At 37.7% G+C, this 17546-nt stretch carries 15 protein-coding genes, 2 pseudogenes and 1 riboswitch; of the genes and pseudogenes, 12 read left to right on the top strand and 5 right to left on the bottom strand.

Going from position 1 to position 17546, the window contains the following annotated elements; all coding sequences use genetic code 11:
- The first annotated feature begins 212 nt into the window (after window positions 1–212).
- Window positions 213–316: riboswitch (purine riboswitch) on the top strand.
- Between the two features lie 240 nt (window positions 317–556).
- Window positions 557–1375: a 5'-methylthioadenosine/S-adenosylhomocysteine nucleosidase gene (locus FPQ13_RS05020; RefSeq protein WP_246065364.1), complete on the top strand. Its 819-nt coding sequence runs from the start codon at window positions 557–559 to the stop codon at window positions 1373–1375.
- A gap of 1315 nt (window positions 1376–2690) precedes the next feature.
- Here FPQ13_RS05020 and FPQ13_RS05010 read toward each other — a convergent pair.
- Both FPQ13_RS05010 and FPQ13_RS05005 read right to left on the bottom strand, forming a co-directional pair.
- On the bottom strand, window positions 2691–3116 hold the full coding sequence (locus FPQ13_RS05010) for a hypothetical protein (RefSeq protein ID WP_144088230.1): 426 nt from the start codon (window positions 3114–3116) through the stop codon (window positions 2691–2693).
- Between the two features lie 303 nt (window positions 3117–3419).
- Window positions 3420–4289: pseudogene (locus FPQ13_RS05005) on the bottom strand (IS256 family transposase).
- A 53-nt stretch (window positions 4290–4342) separates the two neighbouring features.
- On the opposite strand from FPQ13_RS05005, the pseudogene FPQ13_RS04995 reads away from it, so the two are divergent.
- From FPQ13_RS04995 to FPQ13_RS04950, 10 genes and pseudogenes are all read left to right on the top strand, one after another.
- Window positions 4343–4638: pseudogene (locus tag FPQ13_RS04995) on the top strand (IS66 family transposase); the annotation flags it as partial.
- A 195-nt stretch (window positions 4639–4833) separates the two neighbouring features.
- Window positions 4834–5859 (top strand): Delta(5) desaturase DesA, encoded by a 1026-nt coding sequence (gene desA, locus FPQ13_RS04990; protein ID WP_144088228.1) that lies wholly within the window; start codon window positions 4834–4836, stop codon window positions 5857–5859.
- A gap of 67 nt (window positions 5860–5926) precedes the next feature.
- Complete coding sequence (locus tag FPQ13_RS04985) at window positions 5927–7090, top strand: sensor histidine kinase (RefSeq protein WP_342778571.1); 1164 nt, start codon at window positions 5927–5929, stop codon at window positions 7088–7090.
- 1 nt (window position 7091) lies between these two features.
- Window positions 7092–7688, top strand: a complete 597-nt coding sequence (locus tag FPQ13_RS04980) for a response regulator transcription factor (protein WP_144088227.1) — start codon at window positions 7092–7094, stop codon at window positions 7686–7688.
- A gap of 97 nt (window positions 7689–7785) precedes the next feature.
- Window positions 7786–8610, top strand: a complete 825-nt coding sequence (locus FPQ13_RS04975; protein WP_144088226.1) for an aldo/keto reductase — start codon at window positions 7786–7788, stop codon at window positions 8608–8610.
- Window positions 8611–8934: 324 nt separating this feature from the next.
- Window positions 8935–10194: an IS256 family transposase gene (locus FPQ13_RS04970; RefSeq protein ID WP_144088225.1), complete on the top strand. Its 1260-nt coding sequence runs from the start codon at window positions 8935–8937 to the stop codon at window positions 10192–10194.
- Window positions 10195–10879: 685 nt separating this feature from the next.
- On the top strand, window positions 10880–11497 hold the full coding sequence (locus tag FPQ13_RS04965) for a hypothetical protein (RefSeq protein WP_144088224.1): 618 nt from the start codon (window positions 10880–10882) through the stop codon (window positions 11495–11497).
- A 122-nt stretch (window positions 11498–11619) separates the two neighbouring features.
- The gene (locus FPQ13_RS04960; RefSeq protein ID WP_144088223.1) at window positions 11620–12111 is read left to right on the top strand and encodes a hypothetical protein; all 492 of its coding nucleotides are present in this window, start codon (window positions 11620–11622) and stop codon (window positions 12109–12111) included.
- Between the two features lie 15 nt (window positions 12112–12126).
- The gene (locus tag FPQ13_RS04955; protein ID WP_144088222.1) at window positions 12127–12687 is read left to right on the top strand and encodes a hypothetical protein; all 561 of its coding nucleotides are present in this window, start codon (window positions 12127–12129) and stop codon (window positions 12685–12687) included.
- Between the two features lie 453 nt (window positions 12688–13140).
- Window positions 13141–13410, top strand: a complete 270-nt coding sequence (locus FPQ13_RS04950) for a hypothetical protein (RefSeq protein WP_144088221.1) — start codon at window positions 13141–13143, stop codon at window positions 13408–13410.
- 48 nt (window positions 13411–13458) lie between these two features.
- Here FPQ13_RS04950 and FPQ13_RS04945 read toward each other — a convergent pair whose 3' ends face one another.
- Genes FPQ13_RS04945 through FPQ13_RS04940 form a run of 3 tightly spaced genes read right to left on the bottom strand, consistent with a single transcriptional unit; the run spans window position 13459 to window position 15200 of the window.
- On the bottom strand, window positions 13459–14601 hold the full coding sequence (locus FPQ13_RS04945; protein WP_144088220.1) for a PQQ-dependent sugar dehydrogenase: 1143 nt from the start codon (window positions 14599–14601) through the stop codon (window positions 13459–13461).
- 23 nt (window positions 14602–14624) lie between these two features.
- Entirely contained in the window at window positions 14625–14789 is a 165-nt protein-coding gene (locus tag FPQ13_RS13380; protein WP_186279546.1) for a hypothetical protein, read from the bottom strand.
- Window positions 14790–14807: 18 nt separating this feature from the next.
- A complete protein-coding gene (locus FPQ13_RS04940; protein WP_144088219.1) occupies window positions 14808–15200 on the bottom strand; it encodes a hypothetical protein in 393 nt (130 codons plus the stop codon).
- A gap of 255 nt (window positions 15201–15455) precedes the next feature.
- Here FPQ13_RS04940 and FPQ13_RS04935 point away from each other — a divergent pair, with 255 nt between their 5' ends.
- Complete coding sequence (locus FPQ13_RS04935; RefSeq protein WP_144088218.1) at window positions 15456–17546, top strand: MMPL family transporter; 2091 nt, start codon at window positions 15456–15458, stop codon at window positions 17544–17546.

The following is a 17546-nucleotide window of genomic DNA, read 5'->3' as shown; positions in this document are numbered from 1 at the left end:
AAAATTAACAAAGCTGATTCTTAATAGGGGTCATTGAAAACGAACTATTTTATAATATCAATTAATAATGTTCGTATAATATAAACCCTTTTTTAATAGGAAAAGAAAGCGTTTTTTATATAAAAAGTACGTTTAATAAAAAATAATTCATATATTATTATTAAAAAATACTGTTGATTCACACTGTTTTATTTGGTATATTACAACCAAGTTGATAACAAATAAATATTACTCGTATATACTCGGTAATATGGTCTGAGTGTCTCTACCTGGTTCCCATGAAAAGAACCGGACTACGAGTTGAAGTGTGTAATGTTCGGTTTTAAGTCCGTTCAGTGTTTTTTGATGTTAACTTATATACTTTAACTTTAGGTCTGGAAGGTAGAATTCATCTACTTTATTCCAGGCCTTTTTGTTTCGAACCAGAAGACTTGTTTATCAACGAACAAACATGAAGGAGGAAACAAAAATGAATCGTTTAAAGGCACAGAAACAAAGTGAAAGTCGCTGGAAATATGCTTTATTGGTGGCTATCTCCCTAGTTTTAGCAACTGTTATGGCGGCTTGTAATTCGACCGCAAATTCAGAAGAAACGACATCTGATAATGAACAAAGACCTATTTTAATTGAAGGGCCGATGCCGATAGAGGCAGAAGCATTTGCGGATCGATTAGAGAATGTTGAGAAAGAAGCATCTGGTATTTATGATTTTTATATTGGCACAGTAGATGATTATCCTGTCATCGTTGTTAAAACGAGCAAAGGAATGGAAAATGCAGCAGCGGCTACTGCGGTGGCAATCGAGCGGTATAATCCGGTTGCAATTATTAGTCAAGGAACTTCCGGTGGGCATGATCCAAGTTTAAATGTGTTTGATATTGTGCTAGGAAAAAGAACGGTAAATATTGGCGCGCTTAAAACAAGAAATAGAGAAGATAATGAAGGAATTGAACCAACAGAATGGATCCCTATGGATTTAATGGCATCTGAAGGAAGTGCAGGTGAAGATCCAGATGCTGAGAACATTCGTTACTATGAAGCAGATGAAGATTTACTAGCAGCTGCGAATGCAGTGAAGGATAAACATACAAAGGGGAAAGTTGTTGAAGGAACAATCGGTTCTGCGGACGTATGGAATAATGAAGTGGATCGAATTAAATGGTTCCACGAAACATTTGGTACTTCTGTAGAAGAAATGGAAACTGCTTCTGCAGCACAAATTGCCAAAGCGTATGAAGTCCCATTTTTAGGTGTGCGAATTTTATCCAATAATAAAACGAACGATGGTGAATACAATCCAGACACAGCAACAGCGAATCAAGAGTACGTATATGAAGTCGTAAAAGAATATATAGCAACGTATCTGGCTAAGTAGTGTATCGTTCCGTCATTGGTCATACGGAGCTTTCAAATATAGGTTACAATCTAATTAAAAAAACATGAAGTGCGATTCTTAAAATGAGTCGTACTTTTTTATTCAATAATTAAGATTATAAAATAATAGATCAATTAGTTTTAGGTAAATTATTCCAAGCAGGAGAATTATGTGATACGCTAAAACTATTATTATTTAATTTTAATAAGCATATTCTTAACAAACCAGCTTTTCTTTATTGGTAACGCTTTTCTTTTCTGAACGGTAAAACAGAAAATATAAAAAGGGTGTCTCGTATGAACAAATTTGGATTAACCTCAATATTAATGTTTTTAGGTAGTGTGGCTTTTTTTATATCACCCGTGGACCTAATGCGAATACACTTTTAGCTGTATGTATTTTAGCTACACTTTCTGTTGCTGGTATGATTTTTGCTATTTTATCTAAAAAACTTCCTTATATCATAATTGGTGTTACGTTAAATTGCTTGCCGCTGGTTTTTTCTATGCTGTTATTTTTAGCATGGGCTATTAGCGAGCCTTAGTATTAGATATTAATTGAATTCACGCCGAAGGTTTATTATTTGCAAGTACTGCGAAGAGATGGGAGGGAACTGAATTGGATCATATTGCTGAAATGATTTTTGTTATTCTTTTGACGATCGGGACGGTTATTTCTTTCACAGGGTATAAACGGATCTGAACGAGTATCATTCTACCGCTCGTCTTTTTACTGTTGTTGTGTAGCAAATTATACATTGTACTTTTTGATCTGTTTAAATTTCGTCTCGTTGAAAATGTTCCATTCGAGTATATAATGGAATTCGTCTACCTATCGCCCCTTCCTCACCTTGCTTTCGAGTTCACTGCATATCTATTACTACTCATTTTTGCTTACCGATTTTTTACTAAGAAGAAAAGCAATTAAACGTCAAATAGATGCTAGAACTGGTGACTGTTCCTCTCTTTAAAGTCATTCTATTGGTATATACTCCCCCACAATCATGATTGTAACCATCCTTATGATTAAACCAGGCTACGGTATTGATAGTACCAGTAGAATCATAGACAGTGTAAAATGCGGAACCCGCTTGTGATATAGTTGGAATTATGAAGATCATGGAAGTCATTAACAAAATTGCAGCTAATTTTTTCATTAATTATTCCTCCAGTATAATGAAATATGAAAACTAAATAGAGTAAATTGCACTTAACCTTCCCCCCTTAACTACTATTTTGTACAAAAAAACAGAATTAGTTAAAATGAATTATGTTCAATATAAATATATTTAATCAATATAATTTAAAAAAACAAATTATTCCTTTTTTTCTAAGATCAACTTTTCTTTCTTTTTCGTATTGCTGTCTCCTTCTCGCCATTCAAATTCTATGATAATATCTTTTCCTTCTTCATGTGCTTCCCAAAAACCGAAATTATCAAATGAAGTCTCTATTGAATTACCATTAGTTACTTCATTCACTTCTGTTCCACTCTCAAAACTATTTTCACTCGTATAAGTTGTAATATAAATTGATTTAATATTTTCTTTCCCTTTATAGGTGAAAATAGCTGAAGATTTTTCAAAAATGTCAGAACTTCCCCGTGAATATGTGCCGGAAATTGATGCCACCCAATTCTCTGACTCATTTTTAAATGCAAATTCCTTTTTAGGTTCATGTTCGACGCATCCTGTAAAAATACAAAATATCAATAGAAATAGTATAGAAACGTTAGGCTTCATTTTTATAACCTCCCAAGTATTTCATTCTATGTTTAGGTCATAAAATCCTTTTTTACATTAAATTTCCTCTTTTTCTATGAAGATAGACTGTCTGTTAGCTGTTGAGCTTGTATTTTTGAATAAACATAGTAGTATTAATAGACCATTAGGTACCGTCAATAAGTTTGTGTAAAAAAGTAGGGTGAAACGGAGGAGAGTTATTTCCCCTCCTCGCTTTCGGTCTGAGATCCATAGCGTTCCTCAAACATGTCGCACAGTTCAGGACCTGCTTCTTTGAACTCACTGAGTTTGCGTGTGGACCATTTAGTGTTGCATGCATCTGAAACCATATAAATCACCTTTTCCACGGCTTTTTCGGAGTGTTTTCAGACGGTTTTTGAATTCCTTATTTGTGCTTTCAATGATGTTTGTCGTAGAAATTATCAGACGGATAGAGGAAGGGTAGTTCAGGAACGTGGTCAGGACGTTGAAGTCCTCTCTCCAGGACTTGGTGATCTTCGGATATTTCTTCTGCCAGTTTTCACAGAAGGCACCAAGCTGTTTTTCAGCTTCTTCACTACTTTTGGACTGATAGATAGCTTTCACGTCTTCGCTGATCGCTGAACGATCCTTCTGTCGAACTTTGTTCAGCGTGTTCCGTACTTTGTGAACGACACAACGTTGTACATCAGCTTTTGGATAGATAGCTTTCATCGCTTCTTCCAGGCCTGGAAGACCGTCGAAAATACCTAGAAGCACTTCTTCACAGCCATGACGGTAGATATCGGAGAGAACTTCCTCCCAGCCGAGGGAACTTTCCTGGCCACCGACATAGAAGCCGAAAATCTCACGATAGCCGTCTTCCGTGACACCAATGACGACGTATACGACTTCGTTGGCTACATCATCCCGGCGCAATTTCAAATAGATGCCGTCGAGATAAAGCACGGCATATCTTTTCTGAAGAGGACGCTCTTGCCAGGAACGGATATCCTCCATCAACACATCGGTGATGTTACTGATGGTGCCTGGGGCGTAAGCATGACCGAGAATGCGCTCGAGGAAATTTCCAATTTGCGCGTACTCATGCCTTTATGATACATCGTGATGATTAGTTTCTCCCAGCCACCGTTCATAACGCTGATAGGGTTGGAATACTTCAGTCTGAAATGCATTTTCTCGATCGGGCGGCACCTGTAGATTTTCGATACGCCCGTATTTCGTGTCCAATTGACGACCGTAACTGTCTGGGAATTGATAATCACCGCGTTGAACAATCCATCAAGCCTTTTGTCTTTGGAAGGAAGAACTGGTTGTTTAGTAATACAAAAAAAGGCGCTGAATCAAGTGCAATCATATATAGTGATGTGGAACAGCCAAGGAAAACGGGTTGAATCTATTTAATTACCTCAGCTATCTATTCGAGGTGCTCCCCAATATAGATCCGTCGAATCAAGACCAATTAGCTCTACACCTGCCTTGGTCGACTACACTCCCTGAGGCAAGTTGCGTTCCAAATAAATCTAAAAAAAATCATAAATGAAGTCCCTATCTGATTACAGGTGGGGATTATTTGACGCTTACAAACTTTTAACCTGCTTATAAATCATGTTAGCAATCGTACATTCCAACAAAACATATGACATTTGTCATATGAAATTCCTGACGTTCATGACTAGTCCAAAGAACAGTTTTTTTATACGATGAATGAACTGAAAACTTTTCTTTGGAGGCAGTTATGGCAAATAAAAAATTAGCTCAACTTAAAAATCATATTAAACCGTTTGAAAGCCCTGACACAAAGGCGAGTGTATGGCAACTGGTCAATACATTGCCACCTTTATTCTTACTTTGGTATTTAGCTTATGAAGCAATTTCAGTTTCTTTGATTTTATCCATCGTCCTATCCATTTTAGCTGGTGGATTTGTGGTAAGAGTGTTCATTATTTTTCATGATTGCTGTCACGGATCGTTTTTCAAAAACCGCAAGTTAAATCATTTTGTTGGAACGGTGACCGGAATTCTAACGATGTTCCCTTACGAAAAGTGGAAAAGAGAGCATTCCATCCATCACGCTACGAGCAGTAACTTAGATAAACGTGGTACAGGTGACGTTTGGATTATGACTGTTGAAGAATATAAAAAGGCATCAAAGTTAGAGAGACTTCAATATCGATTATATAGAAACCCATTTATTATGTTCGTCTTAGGACCGCTATATTTGTTTTTAGTAACGAATCGATTAAATCGAAAAGATGCAAAGAAGAAAGAACGTCGAAATACGTATTTAACTAACGTTTCAATTATTGGGATAACTGCTTTATTAATATGGGCAATTGGCTGGTCGAGTTTCTTGATTGTCCAATTACCGATTATGTTCGTTGCTGGATCACTTGGAATTTGGTTGTTCTACGTCCAGCACCAATTTGAAGATTCCTATTTCGAAGATGAAGCGGATTGGGATTATGTGAAAGCAGCAATCGATGGAAGTTCTTTTTATAAACTTCCACGTGTTCTTCAGTGGATTACAGGTAACATCGGTTATCACCATGTTCACCACTTAAGTCCGAAAGTGCCGAATTATAATTTAGAACAAGTGCATGAATCGACACCACCATTACAACAAGCAACAACGATTACTGTGGGATCTAGTTTAAAGTCAATTCGTTTTAGACTATATGATGAGGAAAGTAAGACCTTCGTCCACTTTAAAGAAATTAAAGAACGACTTCATACAGCTGATCGGCTATCTGCAGAAAATTAAATACAAAAAAAGAAAATCATTCATGCCGTGAATGATTTTCTTTTTCGTTAAAAATGGGTGATACTATATGAAAGAGACGAAGAAAGGGAATTTTCTGATGCAAAATTGGTTCAATTTATTTCCGAAAAACATTAGCTTAAGTATATATGTATGGGTGATTATGAGTTTGCTGCCCTTTTATTTTATCTTTCGGTCGAATACACAGTGGGAAATATTGCTCGGTATAGCTTTAATCGTTATTTTCTTCGGTGCTTATCGGCTGTCATTTTTATCGATTGGCGGATTATTGTATGTCTGTGTGTCGATTATGATGCTGATCAGTGTAGGGATGTCTTTGTTTTATGGTTATGTGTACTTTTCACTGTTCATTGCCTTTTTCATCGGAAATGCCAAGCATAAAGGTGGTTTTATATCACTTTATGTTGTCCATTTAGTCTTGACTGTTCTAGCTTCAGCTTTGAGTTATTTTACACAGAAAGAGCTGTTCTTTTCTCAATGGCCATTTTTGATTTTAACCATTCTTGGCGTTATTTTGTTACCTATTAATACATACAACCGCAGAAAAAGACAGAAGCTTGAGGAACAGTTATCGGATGCGAATAAAAAAATCTCTCAGTTGCTCGTTTATGAGGAACGTCAGCGTATTGCCCGCGACTTGCATGATACGTTAGGTCAAAAGCTTTCATTAATTGGGTTGAAAAGCGACTTGGCAGGGCGTCTCATTAATAAAGATAACAATAAGGCAAAAGGTGAAATCGACGATATTAACCAAACTGCAAGAACGGCATTGAATGAAGTGAGAGAAATGTTAGCCGGCATGAGGATTTCGAAGTTCTCCGAGGAGATCAAGCATGTGAAGCAGCTGTTGGAAGTGGCTACGATTGAGGTGGATATTCAGGGAGACAGGAAATTAAAATATGTACCTTCTTTAGTGGAAGATGTCATCAGTATGAGTTTGAAAGAAACGGTAACGAATATTGTAAAACATAGTCAAGCAACCCATTGCAAAATAGCTACAACGGAATCAGAACATGAAACGGTTTTACGGATTGAAGATAATGGAATCGGTATAGGGTCAAAAGAGCATTCAACGACCGGTCATGGCCTGAATGGCATGAAGGAGCGACTAGAATTTGTGAATGGACAGCTTGAAATTAAAAGTAGCGATCATGGAACAACATTAATTGTCACTGTGCCGAATGTCATGCAACAGTTGAAGCAGGAGGGATAAAATGATTCGTATCGTGTTGGCGGAAGACCAAGGAATGTTACTTGGCGCGTTAGGCTCATTGCTCGACCTTGAAGAAGATATGGAAGTGGTTGGGAAAGCAAGAAACGGTGAAGAGGCCGTCCGACTAGTTCATGAGCTTGATCCCGACATTTGTATCATGGACATTGAAATGCCGATTAAAAATGGCCTGGATGCTGCTGAAGAAATGAAGGAGCAGAAGTGCGAAGTGATAATATTGACGACATTTGCGCGAGCGGGATATTTCGAAAAGGCTCGTCAAGCAAAGGTTAGCGGTTATTTACTGAAAGACAGTCCGAGTGAAGAGCTGGCGAGTTCCATTCGGAAAATATTAGACGGTCGGAAGGTCTATGCGCCGGAGTTAATCGATTTGGCTTATGAGGAAGAAAATCCTTTAACAGATCGAGAAAACGAAGTCCTTCAGTTGATTGCTGAAGGGAAAAGTACCAAACAAATTTCAAAGGAACTCTATTTAACAAACGGAACGGTGCGCAATTACATTTCGGTTATCTTTGATAAACTCGAAGTATCGAATCGGATTGAAGCCGTATCAAAGGTGAAGGATAAAGGTTGGCTGTAATGGGTTTCTTATATCCGGTACATAAAGACTTTGCTTTGTGCATAGGTTCTTTATCCTTTAAACTGATAAAAGAGTAAGTTTATTAGGAGGGGATCATATGATTACTCATCTACAAGATACTGTAACATTGAGCAATGGCGTAAAGATCCCAGGTTTCGGGCTTGGTGTCTATAAAGTGGAAGATGGTGATACCGTCATTCATGCCGTTTCTTCTGCACTGAAAAACGGTTATCGTCATATTGATACCGCGACGATTTATGATAATGAAAAAGGCGTCGGACAAGCAGTCAAAGAATCAGGAGTCCCACGTGAGGAAATTTTCATCACTTCGAAAGTGTGGAATGACGATCAAGGATATGAAAGCACGTTGAAAGCTTTTGAGGAAACACTTGAGAAATTGGACACAGAATATTTGGATTTATACTTGATCCATTGGCCGGTAAGCGGCAAGTACAAAGATACGTATCGTGCACTTGAAAAACTTTATGAAGAAGGAAAAGTCCGTGCAATCGGAGTCAGTAACTTCCATGTTCATCATTTGGAGGATTTGATGAACGATTGTACGATTACACCAATGATCGATCAAGTAGAATTCCACCCACATTTGACACAAAGCGATTTACGCAAGTTTTGTCAGGAAAATAACATTCAGTTTGAAGCTTGGTCACCTTTGAAAAAAGGTCGCTTATTTGAAGATCCGACATTAATGGAAATTGCTGAGACACACGGGAAGACGGTGGCTCAAGTGATGCTTCGTTGGGATATTCAGCATGATGTTGTGACAATTCCGAAATCAATACGCGAAAAACGAATCGTTGAGAATGCCGATGTTTTCGACTTTACATTAAGTGAGGAAGAAATGAAGCGGATTGATGAAATGAATAGAGATGAGCGAACAGGCTCGAATCCGGATACATTTTAAGATGAAAAGACTAGAGGAAGGTCTGCGGTACTTTATGAGAGCTCCCAACCCCGGAAGCGATCATTTATCGAGTTCTTCCGTGTTAGATAAGCGGTCTCGATAACGGAAGCGATCGTTTATCGAGTTCTTCCGTTCTTGATAAGCACTCTCAACCCCTAAAACGGCTGCTCATATCCTGTTTCCGTTGACGAGGAAAGAAATGAAGCGAATAGATTCGAGAGTGTAATCTAAACTGTGTAAGTAGAAGAGCGTACGGCTTCTACTTACCGGTTTAGATTTTTTTTATTTACCAAGAATGATTATATATAGAATTGGAGGAATTTAATGACGAAGATTAAGCGTGACCCTAAATCAGTGAACCTGGCAAATAAAATTATCGAAGAATACCAACCGAAATCTGTAGAAGACATGCAGAACGCTCTTAAAGACATTTTTGGGCCAATGTTTGAAGCAATGTTAAAGGGTGAAATGAACCACCATCTGGGCTATGAATCGAATGATAAAGCCGAAAAAGAAACACCCAATAGAAGAAATGGATATGGTAAGAAAACTCTACACACTAGTTCTGGAGAAGTTGAAATAACGACTCCGCGTGACCGTGATGGATCGTTTGATCCACAACTCATTCCCAAGCGTCAAAAAGATGTTTCAGCCATTGAAGACAAAGTCATATCTATGTATGCCAAAGGCATGTCACAACGTGACATCTCGTCGACAGTAGAGGACATTTATGGCTTTTCGGTATCTCACGATATGATATCAGATATCACAGATGCCGTGCTCCCAGAGTTAGAGGAATGGCAGACACGTCCACTTAGTAACTGTTACGCCTTTCTTTTTGTAGACTGTATGTTTACAACCATACGGAATGATTATGAAGCGAAAAAGTATGCTGTCTACACGATTCTAGGGTATACCATAGAAGGCAATAAGGAAATTCTTGGTCTATGGTTAAACGAAACGGAAAGTAAGCATAAATGGATGCAGATCTTTGATGAAATTAAAGCAAGAGGTGTTGAAGACATCTTCTTCATTTCCATGGACGGTGTCAGTGGGTTGGAGGAAGGTGCCCGTGCCATTTTCCCTAACGTGACTGTTCAGCGATGTGTGGTCCGTTTGATACGTAATTCCCTAAAATATATACCAAGTAAAAACTATAAAGCTTTTACATCATCGCTAAAGAAAGTTTATGGGGCTCAAAGCCTAAATGCATGTAAAAATGCGTTTGAGTCGTTTAAACAGCAATGGTCAGCGTACCCTGGAGCAATCAATGTTTGGACCAAGCATTTTCATCATGTTGAACAACTATTTGAATATGGAAGCGCGATTCGTAAGATTATGTATACAACAAATGCCGTTGAAAGTATTCATTCCAGCTTCAGAAAGGTCACCCAAAAAGGCGCATTTCCGAATGAGAATGCGCTCTTAAAGGTCTTGTATTTACGAATCAAGGAATTAGAATCCAAGTGGAAAGGGGGCCATATTCAAAATTGGTCGCTAGTCATGAACCAATTACTTGTACACGAAGGGCTAGAAGAGAGTACAAAGGTACATTCAATGATTAAATCCTTAAATAGAGCGTAGATTACGAACGCCACCATTGACCTTGCTTGTTGTCCGTGTTGTGAACGTTATGCAGGTAAGCTGAAAAATAAAGCCTGAAGGCTTTCCTGCAACAAATGGTAACACGGACAAATCGATTCTAAGTATTCGGACGGAGGGGCCCCGCCCCCTTCCACCGAACACTAAGAATCAAGCGCTAAGGTCAATGGCAAGCAGCTTCCGCTGTGGCTGGATCTTTATATCATGCTAGACTTTCTCACGGCAATCTAAGTCATGGCAACTTGGTTAAAATATGGTGGTTGTTCAGATGTAGTTCTGAAAGAACTTACACACTTTATTTGACAAACCCCATGTTTATCATTGTTCTTTGGTAAACTGAAAAAGATTAAGAAACAAAACAAACTTCTTTGGTGGGAATCACTAATCGTTCACTGGAAAAAGCGTTAGATGAAGCTAAGACTTAAGGTGTTATGGTGAATTTTTAGACGTCAAATATGCCTTCTCGACTTACTAAATCCTTTTTTCTACTTACTGATTTCCATATACATTTCCCACTTATTCATCTTCTGCTACCTCCACTGGTGTATATCTTAGGATATAAACATCAAATAGAAGACACCTATGTTTATTGAAATATTGAGGTAAGTAAGTGTTTTTGTTTACCTTTATCTAAGAGCTACCAATTATACTCATGGTGGTCTTTTTTATGAATTTAATTAATTATTCTAATATGTGTAAAATTTTAATTAATATGTTATTATGGATGAAAATTTTACTAAAGGAGGGATTTATTATAATTAAAAAATATATTTTTATTATTACGAGTACCCTTTTGATAATGGGTTGTCAAAGTGTGAATTCTAGTTCTACGACAGATAACACATTTGATTTATCTGAAGATGAAGAAAAAAAACTTTCAGAATTACCGTTAGAAATTAAAGAGGAAATAATAGTGCCAACGACTTTTCCTTCAGAACCTGATAATATTCATATCACAATCCATAGAAACCCATCTAACGAAGAAGAAATTATGTATACCGAATTTACTTTTGTTTCCCGTGCAAATAATTGGACTGCACATCTTCAAACGTGGCATGTTGATACTTCTATTGATACAGAAAATTCTCTAAATAGCATAACTTTAGAGAATGGGAATGAAGCGATTTTACTTAAAGATACTAACCCTAAATTAATGGAATGGGTCAATAGCCAAGGGAATGTACAGACATTATCTTTCATAGAAGATAATGAAAGTAGCAATTATACAGTAGATGATTTTATAGATATAGCAAACTCCACAAAAAAACTAGAATATAGTTATTAACTATAACAAAAGGCAAATGTATTTATTTGTTTTCTTATAAATTATTTGGCTTTTTATACAGAAGATTGTAATGTTAAATTATTCAATATTCAAACAATTTTAAAATTTGGAGGTGTGCAATTTTGAAGAAGTTTCTTTCGATGTCTTTTCTTATTCTTATTTTGTGTAGTGTTTCCTTTACTGTTGCTCATGCGTATGGAACTAAGACGGTTACCAAGCTGAGTTATCATTACAATCAAGGTTCTTCTGATCACTTTCAGTTATCCCACTACTATAGCAAGCATTCTAAGTTCTCTCTCTATCAAGATCAACATATTACAAACTATGACGGATCGAATGGTAGAATAACCGCCATGAAAGTTCGGGGAACTGTGTATGACGATTCTTACCCTTACTGGAAGGTTAGTGTTTTTCAAGATGGTAAAGGTAACGTGAAAGCAAGATACACAGACCATATGGGAGAATATATTTGGAATAATTTCAGTTGGTATCCAGTGACTAAATTTGGTTATGGAAATGGAACAATGACTACCGTTTTAGTCTCTGACCTAATGGGAGCCGTTGGAGATCAAGCGGATGAAATTAAACTGGTCCACCAAGTAATGTTAAGATAAAAGGAGGTTGAGGTTGTGGAAAAAAGCAAAAAAATATTTTTAGCTGCTTTAGTAATATTAGTTTCTTTTAGTGCAATTTGGGGATTCAATGAAGGTTTTGAAGCTAGCGAAAAAGTTACTCCCCACCAAAATATAAATAAAGGAAATGTTCCTGAAGTAGCTTTAGAAAAATTGCCATCTGATTTCCAACAAAAAATAAAAAGACCAAAGGAACTACCAATTGAGCTTGATCAAGTAGTACATGAGGTTGCAAGTAATAAGGTTGGAAACCATTTCTCCTATGAGGAATCTTGGTTTGGTAAAAATGGATTTTTCTTGTTTAATGTGCTTAATGCCACTCCAGAAATCATAAGTTCAGAGGACAAAGAAAATAAACTCGAAAAAACTACAGTAGCTCTTTCTAATGGGGCAAAAGCAACCTATACACAGGGTATAAATGCCGAAAAAATATACTGGAATGAAGATGGACTTCAGTACTTATTATCTTATACTGTAAAAAGTAAGAAACCAGCAAATAAAAGCCAATTTATTGGATTAGAAAAAATGAAGAAAATTGCAGAAAAACTAGGTAAGTAAGTCAGAGAAAGCAATCGTACTATTAGATTAAGAAGAATTGCTGTGTGCCCAAACTATATATCATGAAGGAAGAAGCCAATCTCATAACTATTGAAAGAAGAGAGCTTTGTCGATTGCGACAAGGCTCTTTTTTGTTTTTTCTTAACTTGAATTTTTGAACAGCAGACTGTATAATAAACCTATATTTATTAGTTATTTTGCTTTGTTAAAGCAGTTGATTTCTCAAACATATTTGAGATCAAACAACATAGTTATTTTCCTTCTTAATTGAGAAGCCTTATGGTTTTTCGGAGCGTTGTTTAAATACAACACAAGTAATAACTAAAGTAATTTCAAAATAAAAGATAGCGTTATATCAAAAGACGAATTATATTCATTTCTCACAAGTGAGGAATGTCTATACATTCGTCTTTTTTTATATATAAAGATTTTAAGAAAGGGGGTGAATTGCAAATGCAGTACACGCTGGTGGCTCTTGAGTGGGATGATTTAGTTTTTGATATTCGACTATACGAGACTAACAACGATCGTAAAAATCCGTATTCGGAATTAACAAGCCAAGTATTAGGCGTTCCATACGATCACGCTTTACAAGTTTTAGTTGAATATGCACTCGAATTGCCAAAAGATACTTTAATTGTTGATCGTATTTTTCACGATGGTGAAATTAGAGCGGAATCAATTATGAGCTGCGAAGAGTTTAACAGTGAATTATCAGCGTAAAAAAGAGAGAAAACAGTCTAGAGCTTTTTACTATAATTTTATGGAAACTTACTCAGCAATTTTCAACAGCAGGTCGTCTGATTCATCAGGATTTCCTCGTCCGTCCGTATTGTTTGTTAGTACATAAATTTCACCGTTTGCAACCAAAATGTCCCGTAATCTACCGTGATTTTCCAAAAGAACTTCTTCATTTCCTGATTCAACATCAAAGCGATAAAGCGACTGTCCTGCAAGTCCGGTTACGAGCAAGTTTCCTGAGTCATCAAAGGCTGATCCGGATGGCGCCCACGTCTCCTCGCCAGAATGGATTGTTGGAGCCTTCATGTTTTTCTCCGTTTCATCTCCACGAATGACTGGCCAGCCATAATTATTTCCTGGTTCAATATGATTGATCTCATCATAAGCTGAGCTTCCGTGTTCTGAACTATATAACTCTCCGTTTTCGTTCCAGGTAAGTCCTTGAGGGTTCCGATGTCCGTATGAATAAACGAGAGATCCTTTAAATGGCTGGTCATCCGGAATGGAACCATCCAAATTCATCCGCAAAATTTTACCAGCTAAGCTATCCGTATCTTGTGACAATTGGTCATTGCCGGCATCACCTGTTGTCGCAAATAAATAGCCATTAGGACCGATAGCAAGCCGGCCGCCATCATGAATTCTGCCGCCAGGAATCTCATCAACCAATACGCCTGTTTCTTTCCATTTACGATCATCTAACTCGATTGCTACGATTCGATTGAATAATCCATCTGCTGTTTGATAGGTATGATAGATATAAGCTTTTTCCTCATCGTCAGGATCTAAAACCATTCCGAGTAAGCCTTCCTCACCTTGCCCGGAGGCGACTTCGCGCTCTAACTGTAGCGATTGCCGTTCAGCCGATTCACCGTCAAAGTGGACAATCGTTCCAGCTCTTTCGGTAATATAAAATTCCTCGCCATTTTTCACAATATCCCAAGGACTTTCAAGTTGATCGACAACGGTTTTTGGCTGATCGAGCAATTGGGTGGAGGTAGTATCATTTGATTTGTTTTCATCAACTGAGCTTCCTTGACTGTCCTGTTTATTTCCATCCAATTCATCTTCAGAAGATTGTTCATCGTTTGATTCTTTCGCCGGGGCTTGAAGAGGGGATTCACAACTAGCCAAAAGTGCTGTCATAATCAAGAGAGAAATAATCCATTTCAAAGAGGATCACTCCTTTGGTAGATTTAGTGATCTTTTTTCTGCGCCTCTAGTTGTTGTTCAAGTTCGTGGACACGCTGTTGAAGCTTCTCGGTTGGTTCTTGAATTCTTTCTGTTATACTTTTCAACATCGCAATGACGGTCAAAATAATCACGACGAATGCTAGCCCGAACATGACATAAATAATCATTAGGAAACCTCCTAAAAATTAATCGTTAGACAGGAAAAACGTTAGTAAGAAAAATAGGATGAAACTGAGTAATAAAATGGAACCACCGATAATATAAACGAGTAGGTTAATTGTATCTGAAATCGGAAGTGGATTTAAAAATTCCAACCACATACCGACCGTAAGTCCGATGGAGCCGATAATGCCTGTAATAGCATGGGCGATGGCGAGTTTCGGTGCTCTTACTTCAACGACACGGTAAAAAATGCCCCAAGCAAAAACAGTTAGCCATCCAGCTACAAGAATGTGAGCGTGAATAGGTTTAAGTGCGTACGAACCTGCACCGGCCATGTGTGCACCTAATCCAGCGCCAATTGCTCCAAATAATGCTGCTAATCTAATCAGTGTATTACTCCAAAAACGTTGATTCATCTTGTTCACTCCAAAACATGTTGTTTTCTTTACTATAACAATGAATAATATGAATTCATAGAAGGGTGTAGCAATTTTTTGAAGTTACTATCTTACAGTGGGCTTCTTGCTTAAAGCAAAGTATAATAGGGAAGAGTTTTGAGAGCTTGTACATAAAATAATATCTTTCTCAAAAATAAAACTGCTCGTTCAAACGAATAAAGTGCAACATGAAACTGTATAAGAAAAACGATACTGAAGAAAAGAGGCGAGTATATGAAAGCAATTATACAAAGCGTTACAAATAAAGTGACGACTAAGAAAGGTATGTGGGTGACTCTTTCTGCTTGGCTACTTATTTCAATTTTACTTGCACTGTTGGCACCTAGTGCGAAAGATTACGAGGTTACAAGTATTGAATCTTTGCCGGAAGATGTTCAATCTGTCATTGCACAAAATAAAATTGATAAACATTTTGGTAAAGAAGAAGATATTCCTGCCTTGCTAGTTTTTAAGGCGGAAAATAACGAGGTTGAATGGCAGGAGCTGACGAATATTGTGGATGCAATCCGCCAATCTGAAGTAGAAGGATTGAAAAGTATCCCACCATTAAGTGAAATGCCTCCACAGGCAGCAGCTTCTTTTCTTTCGGAAGATAAATCGACGGCTTTGATTCCGATGGCATTCGATCAGTCGATGGAAAACGCAGATCTTGTCAAAGAAATAGAAACGATTCATGAAGTTGTTGCTAGTGAAACAGATATAAGTTTATATGTAACAGGTCCTGCCGGAATTTCAACGGATACATTGGACTTGTTTTCCCGTGCAGATCTCGTATTGATTTTATCTACAGTTGGGTTAATTTTAGTCCTTTTAATTATCATTTACCGTTCACCACTATTGGCACTGATCCCATTACTCGCCGCGGGTTTCGTATATTTTGTTACGCTACAAGTGTTAGGGATTTTCGGGGCGTTCGGTCTCGATTATTCCAATCAAACGATCTCAATTATGTCTATTTTATTGTTTGCCGCTACAGTCGATTACTCCTTGTTTGTTTTCTCCCGCTTTCGAGAAGAGTTGAAGATCCATGAAAACAAGCATGATGCCATGCAAGCAACGATGAGTGCATTAGGACTGCCATTATTCATATCAGGAGGGACAGTGCTTGCCGCTATGCTCGTCTTGTTTTTCGCTCGATTAGGAGACTACCAAAATTTCGCTCCGAGCTTTGCGACGACGATGCTTGTCATTATTATTTCTTCACTGACACTCATACCTGCATTGTTTGCGCTGTTCGGAAGAAAATCCTTTTGGCCAAAAATTCCCAATGTCGGTGATGATAACATAAAACCAAACTCTTTCTGGCATAAAGTTGGTGAAGGAGTAACGAAAAAGCCAGGAGTTAGTGTTGTGGCTACACTAATCGTAATAGGTATCGCTGCAAGCAATTTAATGAACTTAGAATATGATTTTAATTTGCTCAATTCGTTTCCGGATGACATGGAATCGAAGGAAGGCTATGAATTAATTGAGGAAAAATTCGCAAGTGGTGACTTGGCTCCGACGACCGTTCTCTTTGAAGGAAAAGAAGAGGCCGCAGAAGAGGATTTACAAAAATTACGTGACGAGTTATCTAATGTAGAAAATGTCCAATCTGTTGAGCTACTAGGAACGACGGAAGGCAATAGGGCAGCTCGGTTTACACTGACTTTCATGGGTAACCCTTATGAAAAAGAAGCCATGGATCAACTAGAAACGATGGTTGATGAAGAACAAACGTATGTAAAAGCGGCAGGTTTAAAAGGAGATTTATATTTTGCAGGTGAAACCGCAGCCCAAGTGGATGATCGAGCACTGAACCTACGTGATTTTTTCGTCATCGTTACGTTAGAAACATTGTTGATTTTAGGTATGTTGATGTTTTTGACGAAGTCATTTAAACGTGCGTTTTTAATGATGGCGACAAACTTGATTTCCTTTGTTGCAGCAATCGGAGCAGGAATCTTTTTAACGGAGTTATTCTTTGATATCGGAACGATCAGTAACCGGGTGCCACTCTATGCTTTCGTTTTCTTGGTGGCATTGGGAATAGACTACAGTATTATGCTCGTTTCACGGTATTTGGAGGAACAAGAGCAACTAGATACTAGAGAAGCAGTTCATACTGCAATTGCAAATACAGGTGGTGTCATATCCTCAGCAGGGCTATTATTGGCGGCAACATTTGCTGTTCTTATGACACAACCGGTCCAGCTATTGTTTGTTTTCGGCTTTATCGTTGCCGTCGGAATTTTAATTGATACGTTTATTATTCGAGGTGTTTTACTACCTGGATTGTTGGTCCTTTTTGATAAAAAGAAGTAG

Source organism: Allobacillus salarius (genome assembly GCF_007559425.1).
Lineage (GTDB): Bacteria > Bacillota > Bacilli > Bacillales > Alkalibacillaceae > Allobacillus > Allobacillus salarius.
This window is presented reverse-complemented; position numbering and strand designations above follow the sequence as displayed.